19 protein-coding genes are annotated in these 12,248 nt (G+C 73.1%); all 19 read right to left on the bottom strand.

The genetic code is table 11. The features are described 5' to 3' along the window. Positions 1-3: 3 nt before the first annotated feature. The 19 genes from ABEB07_RS27795 to ABEB07_RS27705 all read right to left on the bottom strand — a co-directional run bounded on the left by ABEB07_RS27795 (position 4) and on the right by ABEB07_RS27705 (position 12,170). Positions 4-417, bottom strand: a complete 414-nt coding sequence (locus ABEB07_RS27795) for a hypothetical protein (protein WP_345670837.1) — start codon at positions 415-417, stop codon at positions 4-6. A gap of 10 nt (positions 418-427) precedes the next feature. Then, the gene (locus ABEB07_RS27790; RefSeq protein WP_345670836.1) at positions 428-763 is read right to left on the bottom strand and encodes a hypothetical protein; all 336 of its coding nucleotides are present in this window, start codon (positions 761-763) and stop codon (positions 428-430) included. Positions 764-855: 92 nt separating this feature from the next. Beyond that, complete coding sequence (locus ABEB07_RS27785; protein ID WP_345670835.1) at positions 856-2,178, bottom strand: DNA cytosine methyltransferase; 1,323 nt, start codon at positions 2,176-2,178, stop codon at positions 856-858. A 1,148-nt stretch (positions 2,179-3,326) separates the two neighbouring features. Beyond that, the gene (locus tag ABEB07_RS27780) at positions 3,327-3,521 is read right to left on the bottom strand and encodes a hypothetical protein (protein ID WP_345670834.1); all 195 of its coding nucleotides are present in this window, start codon (positions 3,519-3,521) and stop codon (positions 3,327-3,329) included. Between the two features lie 100 nt (positions 3,522-3,621). Beyond that, the gene (locus ABEB07_RS27775) at positions 3,622-4,008 is read right to left on the bottom strand and encodes a hypothetical protein (protein ID WP_345670833.1); all 387 of its coding nucleotides are present in this window, start codon (positions 4,006-4,008) and stop codon (positions 3,622-3,624) included. Positions 4,009-4,083: 75 nt separating this feature from the next. Beyond that, complete coding sequence (locus ABEB07_RS27770; protein ID WP_345670832.1) at positions 4,084-4,575, bottom strand: hypothetical protein; 492 nt, start codon at positions 4,573-4,575, stop codon at positions 4,084-4,086. Positions 4,576-4,638: 63 nt separating this feature from the next. Continuing rightward, entirely contained in the window at positions 4,639-5,457 is an 819-nt protein-coding gene (locus tag ABEB07_RS27765) for a hypothetical protein (RefSeq protein WP_345670830.1), read from the bottom strand. Positions 5,458-5,543: 86 nt separating this feature from the next. After that, positions 5,544-6,374 carry a hypothetical protein gene (locus ABEB07_RS27760; protein ID WP_345670829.1) on the bottom strand — a complete coding sequence of 277 codons (831 nt, stop codon included), beginning with the start codon at positions 6,372-6,374 and terminating at the stop codon, positions 5,544-5,546. A 132-nt stretch (positions 6,375-6,506) separates the two neighbouring features. Then, positions 6,507-6,914 (bottom strand): hypothetical protein, encoded by a 408-nt coding sequence (locus ABEB07_RS27755; RefSeq protein WP_345670827.1) that lies wholly within the window; start codon positions 6,912-6,914, stop codon positions 6,507-6,509. Positions 6,915-6,996: 82 nt separating this feature from the next. Beyond that, the gene (locus tag ABEB07_RS27750) at positions 6,997-7,167 is read right to left on the bottom strand and encodes a hypothetical protein (protein ID WP_345670826.1); all 171 of its coding nucleotides are present in this window, start codon (positions 7,165-7,167) and stop codon (positions 6,997-6,999) included. Between the two features lie 100 nt (positions 7,168-7,267). Next, positions 7,268-8,107, bottom strand: a complete 840-nt coding sequence (locus tag ABEB07_RS27745; protein WP_345670825.1) for a hypothetical protein — start codon at positions 8,105-8,107, stop codon at positions 7,268-7,270. Between the two features lie 94 nt (positions 8,108-8,201). Next, on the bottom strand, positions 8,202-8,741 hold the full coding sequence (locus ABEB07_RS27740) for a hypothetical protein (RefSeq protein WP_345670824.1): 540 nt from the start codon (positions 8,739-8,741) through the stop codon (positions 8,202-8,204). 73 nt (positions 8,742-8,814) lie between these two features. Continuing rightward, positions 8,815-9,204 carry a hypothetical protein gene (locus ABEB07_RS27735; protein WP_345670823.1) on the bottom strand — a complete coding sequence of 130 codons (390 nt, stop codon included), beginning with the start codon at positions 9,202-9,204 and terminating at the stop codon, positions 8,815-8,817. A 192-nt stretch (positions 9,205-9,396) separates the two neighbouring features. After that, positions 9,397-9,630 carry a hypothetical protein gene (locus tag ABEB07_RS27730; protein ID WP_345670822.1) on the bottom strand — a complete coding sequence of 78 codons (234 nt, stop codon included), beginning with the start codon at positions 9,628-9,630 and terminating at the stop codon, positions 9,397-9,399. 97 nt (positions 9,631-9,727) lie between these two features. After that, complete coding sequence (locus ABEB07_RS27725; protein WP_345670821.1) at positions 9,728-10,531, bottom strand: M48 family metallopeptidase; 804 nt, start codon at positions 10,529-10,531, stop codon at positions 9,728-9,730. Continuing rightward, a complete protein-coding gene (locus tag ABEB07_RS27720; RefSeq protein WP_345670820.1) occupies positions 10,528-10,950 on the bottom strand; it encodes a hypothetical protein in 423 nt (140 codons plus the stop codon). The genes ABEB07_RS27725 and ABEB07_RS27720 overlap by 4 nt, the downstream gene beginning before the upstream one ends. Positions 10,951-11,016: 66 nt before the next feature. After that, the gene (locus ABEB07_RS27715) at positions 11,017-11,463 is read right to left on the bottom strand and encodes a hypothetical protein (protein ID WP_345670819.1); all 447 of its coding nucleotides are present in this window, start codon (positions 11,461-11,463) and stop codon (positions 11,017-11,019) included. 67 nt (positions 11,464-11,530) lie between these two features. Further along, a complete protein-coding gene (locus ABEB07_RS27710) occupies positions 11,531-11,767 on the bottom strand; it encodes a hypothetical protein (RefSeq protein WP_345670818.1) in 237 nt (78 codons plus the stop codon). Between the two features lie 55 nt (positions 11,768-11,822). Further along, a complete protein-coding gene (locus ABEB07_RS27705; protein WP_345670817.1) occupies positions 11,823-12,170 on the bottom strand; it encodes a hypothetical protein in 348 nt (115 codons plus the stop codon). Positions 12,171-12,248 lie beyond the last annotated feature (78 nt).

Raw genomic sequence — 12,248 nt, 5'->3', positions numbered from 1 at the left:
CGGTCATGCCGCTGCGTCGACGTCCCCGCGGGCCACAGGCACGGCGCCTGGGGCGTGCTTGAGGGCCTGCCGGGCGGCGACCAGGTCCGCGCCTTCGATTCCCTCCGCCCGGCAGCGCGCCCACCACGGGTGCCCCTGTACGGCCGCCCTGGCGTCCCGCAGTGCCACAAGCAACTGGTCGAACCGGGTGGCCTCCTGCGGCGTCCAGCCGGGCGACGCGGCCCGCCCTGGGTGCTCTCTGCCCCGTTCGGCGACCTCCGGCCATCCGGGGTGTGGTTCCCGTGACCACGGAAGGCTGGTCTGGTGGGCGTGCAGGGCGGCGTGCAGCTCGGCGGCCTGGCGCTGCGCGGCGACCAGGTCGGCGGGGAAGGCGTGCGGGTCGAACGGGGCCGGGTCGGGGGCGGGGGCGGTGCTCATGCTTTCGAGCCTAGTTCGGGTGGGCGGTGTTCTGGCCGGTGCGCGCCCCCGTCTCGTCGAGCGCTGGCGGCATCTGCACGGTGACGGGCGGGGCGAGGCGCTCCACGATGGATTCCGCGAGCTTGAGTCGGAGACTGTGCTCGTAGCCGGCGCGGATCGCCGGGTCCCTGCTGATGCGTTCCCACGCGCGCGGGTCAACGGATACCCCATAGGCGAACTCCATGCCGTCGACGGTGAGCGTGGTGGCCAGGACGACGGGCGGGTCCTGCGGGTCGAGCATCTGTGCCCAGGACGTGGCCGGGGACGGAGCGGCGGGGCAGGCCGGGGAGGGGAGGAGTTCGCTCATGTCCGGGGGAACGTCGGGCCGGGGGCGGCTGTTACAGGGCGGGGAACGACGGCGGCCCCCGCCGGGCGGGCGGGGGCCGGTCGGGGGTGGTATCAGGCGGCCGGGCCGTAGTCGTCGGCGCTGTGGATCAGTTCGTCCATCCGGTAGAGCTGGTCGAGGTAGTCGGCGGTCAAGCCCTCGCCGTCGACGCCGAAGAACTGGGCGAGCAGCCGCGCCGCCATGATCGGGGGGACGACGTCGGCGAGCTGCTGGAACACGCTCGTGCGGGAACCCTCGCCCGGGTACGAGCGGCGGAAGCCGACCAGGACACCGGCCTCGTTCGTGGTGAGGCGAAGACCGTCGCTGACGCGCTTCCAGGTGCGGGCCTTGCCGGTGAGGCAGTTCGACGGCTTGTCGGCGGAGAACTCGTTGCCGCCCTTGGGGCGGCCGGTCTTCGGGTCGATCGGGCGGACGCCACGGGTGTTGATGCGCTCGCCCTCCTTCCAGCCGAGGGCCTGCGCCATGGTGGTCTGGCGGACGCTCGCGGTGGGCGTGGGTAGGTACGACAAGCCGCGTGAGGCCAGGAAGAACACCCGCTCGCGGCGGGAGGCCAGCCCGAACCGGGAGGCTTCGAGGATGCCGTGGGTGGTCCAGTACCACTCGCCCTCTTCCTGGCCGCCGCGCAGCTCCAGCCGGATGTCGTCGAGGATCTGCTGAGGCAGGCGGGCTGACTGCTCCATGGCGATGAACTGGAGCGGCGCACCGGCGGCCTGAAGGCCGAACCCCCAGAACAGAATCTCGGCCATGAGGCCGATGCGGGGGTCGGTGAGCGGGGCGAGCTGGGCGCGCAGGTCGTCCCAGGTGAGGCCGGAGCGCGGGGCGTAGCCGTCGTGGTAGCCGAGCTGGTCGCAGGTGGCGCAGCCCTCGCACCAGTCGTCCAGCTCGTTGCCGGGGAGGAACCCGCCCGCCTCCGAGCACTGGGCCAGGACGCGGCACAGGGTGAGGATGTTGGCCTCTTCCAGCCCGGTGTGCTTCCCGGCCGGGGAGAACGAGGGGCACGGCGGGGACACGATCAGGCCGACCGTGTACCGCAAGGCGGGGTGCTCGGGGTCGAGCGTGGTGATGTCGGCGCAGATGCGGATGTGCCCGGCGGCGGTGGCGGTGGCGCACGCGTCCTTGGAGACGTCGATGCCGACGGCGTCGACGAGGACGCCGAGGACGGTCGCGATGCCCTCCGACCATCCGCCGGGGCCCGCGAACAACTCGATGATGCGGACCGGGTCGCCGGGCATGGGGGCGACGAGCCAGCGGCCGGGGAACGGGGCGGCGTAGGCGTCGAGGACGGCGAGCGCCTTCGGGGGGATGGGGCGGCCGTTCCGGCGGGCGAGGGTGGCGACGTGGACGGCGGTGGCGACCGCTGGGGGCAGGATCCGCATCTGGTGTTCCTCTGTTCGTGGCGGTGTCGGAGGTTGCTCTCCACCAACACTCTGAATGGTACACCATGGGGAATATTTCGGCTTTCGGTCAGGCAAAACTAGCCATTTGGTCCCCTTGACGTACCATCACCAGGTCTATTGCGCCCGATCCGCCCAGCGACCGGGCGCAGCAGCGGTCACCCACCCGCGTACTCGGCCGGGGCAACGTCGTCGGCCGCCCGCGCGCAACAACCGCCATCGCACCCGGTCCGGCTCATACACCAGACCCCTTCCGACGCCACGCCAGCATCGCCGCCGGCGGCGCGGCGCCACCGTTCGAAGGACTCCACGGGGACCGCCGTCAAGATGGGCCGATAGAACGCCACCTGCCCGTCGACCCACCGCGGAGAGAACCCCTTCAGCAACTCGGCGAGCACGGTCCGGGCCTTCCCCGCATGCTCGGCGCCCGCCGCGGACACCCGGGCCACGTCCCGCTTCGCCTTGTCGCGCGCCTCCTCGAGAGCCGCCGCGGCTGCGCGGATTTGCGGAGACAGCTCCCGGACGGTGGAGGCCAGCCCATTCCCCTCTCGCACCTCCGCCTCGAAGTGTCGCCGCAGATCCTCCCCCTACTCCGGGGTGATCAGGCCCTCGCTCAGCCGGTCGAGGAGCCAGAGAGCGGACCGCCGCCGAGCCAGGCGTCGCACCTCCTGGTCAGTCTCCGCCACCGTGCGCCGCACGGCCGAGTACCGGGTGCAGCGGCCGCACCGCCCGCCGATGACCGGAGCGACGTGGGGGGCACGACCCGGCGGCCGCGTGCTGCGCCCAGGCGGCACGGCGCGCCACCCGGTGCGTGGCGCCGATGCGATCGACCAGCGACGGCCAGGGCGTGTCCGCGCCCACGTCGATGGCCTCGGCCACAGCACGCCGGCGCAGCACGTCTAGGTGCTTCGTCCAGGCCGTCCTTACCGAGCCGGTCGACATCACGGCCCGCCACCGTGCTCTCATGCGCCTAGAGCTGGATTGGGGCACCGCCGGACGGTCGTCGTGGAAAGCCTCGGCGGTGCCGGATGCAAAGAGTTGGGCTCACATGCATCACCGTGAGTATACCCATCGTAGGCGAAGCGTGAGCAATCGGGTCAACGTCCATTCACCTCCTCCTGACCCAAGGCCTACGAACCACTCCGGCCCGCCGCACCTGGGCTGCTGGCTACGCTGAACCCGGTCCACTGGAGCGCGGCGCCGGTCACACCGGAGGTGAGCGCGGGCGGGGCCGGCTCCGGGCCGACGCAGCCGAGGAGTTCGCGGCGCGGCCCGGTGTGGTCCGGGTCGGTGCACGGGACGAGGGGCGGCAGCTCACTGCTCACGATGGTCTCCAGGAGCGCGGGCGGGCGGGGAAAACGGGAAACGGCCGCTCCCCGATGCGACAGGGAACGGCCGTTGGACGGGAGCTGTTACAGCCGCTGGTCAGCCGAACGCGGCGAACCGGCCCTCGGCCTCGAGGACGGCGGCCGCCGCGGCGACCTCGTCCCGCAGGTCGATCCCCGCCCGCTTGCAGTCCTCGACAAGTTCACCGGGCGCCGGGTCCTGGCCCTGGTCGGCCGCGGCCACATACCGGGCCACCTGGGCGCGCAGGACGTCAAGCTCAGACTCGGCGGCCAGCAGCCGGCGCAGCAGCATCGGCACGGCGGTGCGGCAGTACCGGCCGAACGCCTCGGTGGTGTGACTGCCCCGACGGGTCTCGGCGTGCACCTCGGCGGTGTCCAGGACGACCGCGATGGCCACGGGCGCCCGGTCCGGCGGGAGCAGCGCCTCCACGGCGGCGAGCTGGTCGGGTGTGGCGGGGGTCAGCATGGGGTGGCTCCAGTTCACAGGGAGAGGGCGTGCGCCCGGGCCGCACGGCCCGGGCGCACGGGTGAGGGCGGTGGATCAGGCGCTTGCGCCGGGGGCGGTCGGCTCGCTGGCCGGCCCGAGGGCGATACCGAGCGGCGTGCGGCCCCAGCCCTCCGCGTCCTCGATCTCGTCCTCCGTCTGGCACTCCTCGGGCAGGAACTGGAGGAACTCGTACAGGGCGAGCCGGTCAACCCGCTGGATCAGGTTCAGCACGTCGTCGGTATTGCGGGGGTTGGAGTCCCCCCACAGGGCCTCGATCTCCTCGGACACGGCCGGGAGCAAGTGCTCCTCGTGCGGCTTCTCCGTGAACGACCACACGATCTCGCCCCGGGCAGCGCGGACGGAGTCCAGACGCACGGAGTCGTCATCGCTGCCGTCGACCGGGCGGGTCAGGACGAGGTAGGCGCCGGTGGGGAACTGGTGGTGCAGCGTGGCGGCGACGAGCGCCAGCATCCGCTTTGCCAGAGCGCACAGGGCGGCTTCGGCGGCGCTGACCTCGGAGACCGGCGAAAGGTTGCTGGTGGTCACGATCAGGGTTGTCCTTTCCAGGGAAGCGGGGCGCCCCCGTGAGCCGGTGGGGGCGCAGCAGGTTCAGCGGGCGAGCTGGGGGGCGAGGGAGACGAGGAAGTCGACGCCGACGGCGTGGAGGTCGACGGAGGCGGGCACGGTGTCGTGCGCCCGGGCGGCCGGGTCGGCGGCGGGCGCCGCGTACCCGTACGGGCCCGGGCCGGGCCCCGTGCCGAAGGCCAGCCCCCCGGCGGCCGTCTGCTCGACGTCGACATGCCGGGCCAGAGCGGCGGCCAGGCGGCGCGGGAGCCGACCGCGGACCCCCGGCACCGGCCGACCGGGAGCGGCGCCGGGCAGGAAGCGGGTCACCGCCCGCTCCACGGCGCGCACCGGCCCCTCGATCTGCACGTCGCACACCGGGTTGCGGCCGTGCAGGGACGCCGAGCAGCGCACCCCGCCCGACGCCCACGTGACGGTGACCGTGTCCACCAGCAGGCCGCCCCGCTCGTACGTCGCCGCGCCCTGCGCGCGCATGGCGTGTCCGATCTCGGCGAGCAGCTCGATCCGGGACGGGCCGAGGCCGCGGGCGCCCGTCTCGTCGTCCAGGACGGGCAGGACCAGGCGCAGCACCTCGCGGGCGACCTGGTCGGGGGCCAGGGCGTCTATGCGGAGATCCGGCTCGTACGGCTCGCGGCCGGGGAGCTGCCAGGCGATCTCGGTATGCCACGGGTGCGCCACAAGGATCAGTGCGCGCCCGTTCTGGGCGAGGCGGGCGGTCGGCTTCGTCGACCACCAGGCGGAGGCCGGCTCGACGGTCCACGGGGTGCCGGCCCGGGCGGGCAGGAGTGCGGCCACGCGGGCGGCGAGGGTCTGGGCGGGGCAGTCGACGGCGGGCGGAGTCACGGTGGGCGGAGTCACGGTGGGCGGCCTTCCAGGGGCGTCCCGCGCCCCGGCCGGGCAGGCCAGGGCGCGGGACAGGCGAGCAGGGGTCAGATCAGGTGCGGGACGAGGGTGAGGAGCAGGTCCGCGCCCAAGCCGCTGAACTCGGCGACGACCCGGCGGACGTCGTCCGCGTAGTCGGTCGGCTCGTCTGCGGCGGGCAGCGCGATGTACCCGCCGACATCACCGAGTCGGCTGAACTCGACCTCGCCCGGGGTGAGGGGCCGCAGCTGCGGGAACCGGCCCGCCAGGTGCCGCGTGAACGCGCTACCGGCGTCCTCCTGGCCTTGCCCGTCATCCAGGAGCAGCAGGGACGGCAGAACCGCGTACAGGCCGCTCACGGGACCGTCGTAGGTGAGGGTGAGGTTTCCGGCGGTCCCCCACATGCCCAGCCGCCACTGCGCGCCGCTGTCGGACACCCAGATCAGGGCGGGCCCGTTCAGGTCCGCAACGGCCATCGGGTGCGCGCCGTGCGCGATGAGGGCGTAGCCAACCTCGGTCATGTCGTCGGCCTTGTCGGCGACGACACCACGCCAGCCGCGTTCCCGGGCGGTGTCCCGGGCGCTCTCCCGCTCCAGCGCGGGCAGCACGCCGTGCAGGATGCGCGCGGCGAGCTGGGGAACGGCGTCTCGGTCGGAAGCGTCGGCGACGGCGGCCGGGGCGGTGGCGAACTTGTCCGGCCGATTGTGGAACACCTCGATGCGGCCGCCCTCCTCGGCGACGATCAGGGAGCGGCCCAGGTTGGTGATGCTGGACGTGGCCGCGTTGGGGCGGATGCAGTACGGGGCGGGCCCGACCTGCCAGGCCCGGCCCCGGCGGTCGGGCAGGAGAGCGGCGAGCGGCGCGGCGGACTGGGCGTGGACGACAGGGGCAATGGGCACTGGGGTGTTCCTCTGGTTCGTGGCGGGTCCGGCGCGGTGCTCTCCGGCCGGGGTATGCAGTCAGGTGGGAGGTGCTTACGTCGCCCGGTCCGGGGCCACGCGGAAGGGCGCTTCCCCGGACCGGGAGGACTGTCAGGTCATTGCCACGGTGGGCGGCTGGAAGGTGACGGTCAGGGTGTCGCAGCTGTCGAGGGGCTCCGCCAAGTACGACACGTGGTCCGTCAGGGCCGTTTCCGCGTCGGTGTCGTCCAGGTCGACAGTCTCGATCTCCTCGGTACGCCCGTCGAACAACGTGACTCGTACCTCGGCCGCGTACCAGAAGTACCCGTTGTCCCACTTGCTGGTGGAGAACACGGCGCGCAGGGGGCGGCGGGTGTCGCCGTCCTCGGCAAGCGTCTCCCGGACGGCTTCCAGGACCACGGCGGGCAACGCGGCCTCGCTGCGGACCTGGAGGATCTGCCCGGCCTTGCTGTAGAGGCTGTCCAACTCGTGGTCGTCGAGCGCCTCAAGGTCGATGAGTGGCGTAGGCGCGGTGGTCATGTGCGGGTCCTTCGTGTGGGTCGGGAGGGGATCTGGGGGGTGCGCCCGGGGCGCGGCGGCCAGCCCCGGGCGCGGTGGGTGGTCAGCCGCTGACGGGAAGGCTGCCGTGGAGCTGCCACAGCAGTTCCGCCATGTCGACGGCGATCTCGTGTTCCTCGTCGCTGGTGTCGTCGTCGCTGTCGTTGGTGGCGTTCCAGCGGGTGAGCACGTCCTCGATGGCGGCCTTGTCCGAGGGGGTGAGCTGCGCGGACATGTGGGGCCCTTTCACGGGGGTGGTGGCTGGAGGGGGGTGTTGGGGCCGCGCCCCGGGGCGGCTCGGCGGCCAGGCCCCGGGGTGCGGCGGCGGGTGAGCGCTAGGCGGACTCGGCTTCGCCCTTGCGCAGGTAGCGGCCGGTGTCGGCGTGGTGCTGCCGGGACGCGGACGACTCGAAGTCGTAGTCGTCGGGGTTGTAGCCGGTGACGGCGCGGATCGCGGCGGCGGACCGGTCGGCCAGGTACTCCAGGCCGTCACAGGCGGCGGCCAGCTCCAGGTACACGCCGTCGTCGTAGTCGCACACGGACTCGGGCAGCTCAGGATGCTCCGGGAAGCCGTCGCCCACGAACCGGTCCCACGAGATGCACAGGTCGTTGTCGTAGTCCACGGCCATCGTGAACTTGGCGTTGTAGGGGCCGCTTACGGTGCCGGTCACGCCCCAGGGGCCGGACTCGGCGCTCCAGCCGTCGCCGAGCTGGTGAGCGGCGGCGCGCGCGATGTCGCTGACGCTGAACGGGTACTCGCTGCCGGGCGCGGGGTTGTACGGCTCCGGGAGCGCGGGGGTGGTGATGGCGCGGATCGTGGCGGCGGTCAGCTCGGCCAACGAGTCGATCCCGTCGACGGGCGACGCGTGCTCGAAGTGCACCCCCTCCTCGTCCTCGGCGACCTCGTCCGGCAGGACGGGTGCGGTCGTGAACCTGTCGGCCGGGTGGGGCGTGTAGGTGAGGCGCAGGTCGCCGCCCTCGTCGGGCTGGCGCTCGTCCGTCTCCAGGACGAACTGGGTGTGGAACGGGCCCCGGAGGTAGCCGGCCGTTTCCCAGTTGCTCTTTCCGGCGGCCCAGCTGTCGCCGAGCACGCGCGCGGCGGCGCGGGCGATGTCGCTGATGCTGAACGGGCGCGTGGTGGTCGGGCTGGGGGTGGGCTGGGGGGCAGTGGTCATCAGGTGTTCCTCCGGTTCGTGGTCGGCGTGCTGTCGCCGGGAAGTACGCCGGGCGGGCGCGGCTTGTGTCGCGGCCTGCCCGGCGGTGGGGCGGTCAGTGCTGGTTGCAGGGGCGGGCGTTGTCGAAGGCGGCGGCGGCGGCGAGGCGGGCGTGCTTGCGGTGCAGGGTGAACGCCGTCTCCAGGAGCGCCGTGGTGACGTCGGGGGTGGTCGCCGTCTTGAGGTGGGCGTGGGTGGCGTGGAGCCGGGCGATCAGGTCGGCGGCCTGCCCGGCCAGTACGGCGCTGCGCGGTTGGAGCGGGGCGGGCATGGGCGCGTCGTCGCCGAAGATCGGGGCGGTGACGTACCGGCCGAGATCGGCCGGGAAGCCGATCGTGGGGTTGTTGGCGGCGATGTCGTCGGCGTGGGACAGGGCGGCGTACGCGTCCCAGGGCAGTGTGTTCGTAATGGTGATGCCGTCGAGGGTGCCGGGGTCTTCGGTCTCCAGCGCAAGGGCGGCGGCGTCGAGGCGTTCGGCGATCTGGACAAGGGCGGCGCGGCTGGGGGCGTTCAGCGCGGGGAGGCGGGTGCGGGCGATGGTGGCGATGGCGCGGGCGCAGTGGGCGGCGTTGAGGGCGGTCTGAGGGATGGCCATGGGGTGTCTCCGTCTCCGGGGGGCCGGGGCGCGGCAGGGGGGGTTGCTGCCGCGCCCCGGCGGTCTGGGTGGCTCAGGCGGCGATCAGCGCGGCGCGGACGGCCTTGTACTCGGGCTTACGCGGCTTGTACTGCGCGGCGATCTGCGCGACCTGGGCGCGGGTGTAGCGGTAGACCGTGACGGCGTGGCGCTTGAAGCCCCGGGCGGTGCGGCGGATGCGGGCGCGCTTGCCCTTCAGGCCGTTGCTGCGCTCCTTCTTGGCGACGCCCTGAAGGGCCTTGGCGACGCCCTTCACGGTCTCGCGGCTGACACCGAGGGCGATCACGTGGGTGGTCAGGGAGCGGGCACCGGCGCGGACGCGGCGGGCAGCGCGGGCGGTGGCGCGGCGTTCGGCGGAGGCGGCGCGGTTGGCGCGGGCACGGGTCCGGAGGAGGTCGGCGCGGCGGGTGCGGGCAGAAGTCATGGTGGGTGTCCCTCTCTTCGTGGCGTTGGCGGTTGCTCTCCGCCAACAAGGAAAATACTACACCATGGGGAATCTCCTGCGGTACCCATCCGCCGAAAAAACTAGATCATTGCTGCTCAGCACCCCAAGCGGCCCGACCATCTCACCATCAGACCGCGCCATTCAGTACCCACGGCTTACCTTTCACCCCTGCTAGAACAGGGTTTCGGTGTCCGGGTCGGTGGCAGCCGGCCTGCTGGGCCTGGGCGTCCGGCCAGCCTTCGGGGCCTCACCGAACAGCGCCTCCGTGCCGTTCGAGTGCGTCACGGCCTCCAGCCGACGGCTGACGCTGCGGTGGTCCACCAGCGCCAGGGGTGCCGTCGGGTCGAAGTCGGCGCGGTGCATCGCGGTCCAGTCGCGGCCCTGGGCGTCGGGGGCAGTGCTCACGAGGGAGTTCTCCTGTCTCGGGGTGGTACGGCCGTACGCCCCCCGGGGGGCGCAGCGGCGGCGGCGCGCCCCCGGGGGGTGACGGAAGGGGAAGGGGTCAGTGGGGGCGGACGTCGCCCATCCACACCGTGCAGCCCTCTCGGGCGAGCCGCCGTTCCTCCGCCCGGGCCAGGGGGATGATGCGTTCGGTCATCCTCCAGAACTGCGGGCCGTGCGCGGCCCCGGCGGGCCGGGTGGCGTGGGCCAGCTCGTGGCCGAGGACGTAGCGGACGAGGGACGGGGGGAGCTGGAGCGTCTGCCACGCCAGGGTGACCCGGTGCCGGGCCGGCTCGTACTTCCCCCACCGCTTCCGGCCGATGTCGGCGACGCGCAGTTCCGGCAGCGGCGTCCCCGGGGGCGTGGCACGCGCCCACAGCTCCGGGGCGGCCTGCCGCGCCCACACGGTGCCCTGCTCGCAGTACCAGCGGATGAGCGGCTTCGCCCCGTCGCGGGCCAGGAGGTCACGGCCGACGTGAAGGCGCTCCCCGTCAGCGCGCTGCGCGGGCGTGCGGCCGTCGAGGGTGCGCAGCCGGAGGGACTTGCCGAGCCACACGAACCCCGCGCCGTCGACCAGGGCGGGCACGGGGTGGTCGGGGGCGTGCTCGCGGGCCCGGTTGACGCCCCCGGCGATCCGGGCCCGCATCTTGTGCAGCGCACTGACCACGGCGTCGAGTTCGGCGGAGGCCGGCACGGCCAGGGTGAGGGTGTCCCCTCCGGGCTCGACGGTCACGCCGAGGGAGCGGCGGCGGCCGCTGACGCGGACGGTGAGCGTGAAGCCGTCCAGGACGCCGTCAGCGGTCACGGCGGCGGTTATCTGCTCGGCGGTGAGCACGAGGGCGGTCTCCTGCCCGGGGGTGTTCACCGGGCGGCCGGCTCGGGGAGCCGGTGGGCGGGGATGACCAACAAGAGTTCGTCGGCGTTGTTGAGCTGGCACACCGGGTCGAGGTCCAGCTCCGGGCGCGGCCACACGGTGAGCGCGATCGGGTCGGTGAGGTAGGTGTACGGGTCGGTGCGGTGCTGGCGGCACAGCTCGCACGGGCACGTGGGGTCAACGGGGCGCGGCCGGGCGGCGTACGGGGTGCAGCCGTACGGCAGGTAGCTGACCGTGGCGGTGTGGCCGGGGTCGTGGCCGTACACCTCTCCGAGGACCACGTCACCGTGCTGCACGCGGTCCGCGCGGACGATGCGGACGGCGGCCGGGTCGAAGTCGTAGGGCTGGGTGTTGGCGGGGCGGGCGCTCATCAGTACCGGGCGCACGGACGGGTCGAGGTCGACGAACACAGGGGTCCTTTTGGTCGGGGTGCCGGGGCGCGGCGGATAGGGTCGCGCCCCGGCCAGAGGGGGCTGTTACGCGGCGATGGTGAGCCGGGTGTGCGGCTTGGCGGCCTCTTCGCGGAGTTCGCGGGAGGTGTCGCGGACGGTGGCCATGACGTCCTCGGCCTGGGCCGGCGTGAGCTGCTCCGCGTCTTCGCGGCGGCCTTCCTCGGCCTCCACGACGGCGAACACGGCCGCGTAAATCTCGGTGGCCAGCAGGCGCGCGCCCTTCATGCTGCGGGCGACCGAGCCGGGCCGGGTGGCGTCGAACTCCTCGCGGGCCGCCGCGACCTTCTGACCGTAGTACAGGGCGGAGCCCCACCCGTTCTTCACGTACTCCGTGCGGACGGTCGTCTCCGCGATGTGCAGTCCGTTGCGGATCGCGCGGTTGGCCTCCCCCCGCTGCATCAGGCCGTCGCGGACGTACTTGTTGACGACGTCGCGGGCGGCGCGTTCGGTGGCGCTCATGTGGCGGCCCATGGGGTGTCTCCTCCGGTCGGGGCCGGGGCGCAGCACGGCGGTGCGCCCCGGTGTGGGTGGGGCGGGGTCAGCGGGTGGTGAGGGGGGCGGCGTCGGGGTCGGTGCCGGTGCAGGAGGTGAAGACGCCCGGCTCGCCGCGCCACTCGACGCCGACGGAGCATCCGGGGGTGCCGACGGTCATACCGGCGTTGCGGCCGCTGTAGGTGTGCGTGAGGGACGCGAGGCCGAGGAGGGCGACGGTCAGGCCGGCCGCGAGGATCGCGGCGGGGCGGGGGCGGCGGGCCAGGAAGTGGCGGATGCGCATGGGGTGCTTCCTCTGTTCGTGGTGTCCGGAGTGCTCTCTCCGAACGTGTCTGGGGTCAGGCGGCTGTCGTCTGTCCGTACCAGTCGTCGGGCAGTGGGACGCCGTGCCAGTCTGCGGGGATCGGGGTGAGGGCGTCGGCCGGGGTCTTTTTCGCGGTCCAAGGTCCGGCGTGGGAGAGCCAGGTGTTAGTGCTCGGGTTCCAGCCGTTGATGCGGATGCCGAGGACGAGGAACATGCCGGTCCGCCCGATCAGGTTGGTGAAGGCGACGCGTTCGCCGGTTTCGGCGGTCTTCCGGACGCGGTGGGCTTCGGCGTATGCCTCTTCCACGGTGGCGAACCTGGCGACCTGGGAGAAGCCGGCCCCTCCGATACGGACTTCGTAGGGCATGTCGGTGTTCTGCATGGGGTTCCTTTTAGGCGGCGAGGTCGGTCTGTTGGCGGGTCAGGGGGGTGACGGCTCGGGAGGTAGTCGCGGCCGAGT

Origin of the sequence: Streptomyces similanensis, from assembly GCF_039543625.1 — a bacterium.
Taxonomy (GTDB): Bacteria; Actinomycetota; Actinomycetes; order Streptomycetales; family Streptomycetaceae; genus Streptomyces; species Streptomyces similanensis.
Note: the sequence above shows the minus strand (reverse complement) of the source record. Positions and strands in the feature narration are given on the sequence as shown.

Excerpts from the sequence above, each read along its gene's own strand:
- ABEB07_RS27795 (WP_345670837.1), bottom strand. The coding sequence starts at position 417 with ATGAGCACCGCCCCCGCCCCCGACCCGGCCCCGTTCGACCCGCACGCC.
- ABEB07_RS27790 (WP_345670836.1), bottom strand. The coding sequence starts at position 763 with ATGAGCGAACTCCTCCCCTCCCCGGCCTGCCCCGCCGCTCCGTCCCCG.
- ABEB07_RS27785 (WP_345670835.1), bottom strand. The coding sequence starts at position 2,178 with ATGCGGATCCTGCCCCCAGCGGTCGCCACCGCCGTCCACGTCGCCACC.
- ABEB07_RS27775 (WP_345670833.1), bottom strand. The coding sequence starts at position 4,008 with ATGCTGACCCCCGCCACACCCGACCAGCTCGCCGCCGTGGAGGCGCTG.
- ABEB07_RS27755 (WP_345670827.1), bottom strand. The coding sequence starts at position 6,914 with ATGACCACCGCGCCTACGCCACTCATCGACCTTGAGGCGCTCGACGAC.
- ABEB07_RS27750 (WP_345670826.1), bottom strand. The coding sequence starts at position 7,167 with ATGTCCGCGCAGCTCACCCCCTCGGACAAGGCCGCCATCGAGGACGTG.
- ABEB07_RS27745 (WP_345670825.1), bottom strand. The coding sequence starts at position 8,107 with ATGACCACTGCCCCCCAGCCCACCCCCAGCCCGACCACCACGCGCCCG.
- ABEB07_RS27740 (WP_345670824.1), bottom strand. The coding sequence starts at position 8,741 with ATGGCCATCCCTCAGACCGCCCTCAACGCCGCCCACTGCGCCCGCGCC.
- ABEB07_RS27735 (WP_345670823.1), bottom strand. The coding sequence starts at position 9,204 with ATGACTTCTGCCCGCACCCGCCGCGCCGACCTCCTCCGGACCCGTGCC.
- ABEB07_RS27715 (WP_345670819.1), bottom strand. The coding sequence starts at position 11,463 with ATGGGCCGCCACATGAGCGCCACCGAACGCGCCGCCCGCGACGTCGTC.
- ABEB07_RS27710 (WP_345670818.1), bottom strand. The coding sequence starts at position 11,767 with ATGCGCATCCGCCACTTCCTGGCCCGCCGCCCCCGCCCCGCCGCGATC.
- ABEB07_RS27705 (WP_345670817.1), bottom strand. The coding sequence starts at position 12,170 with ATGCAGAACACCGACATGCCCTACGAAGTCCGTATCGGAGGGGCCGGC.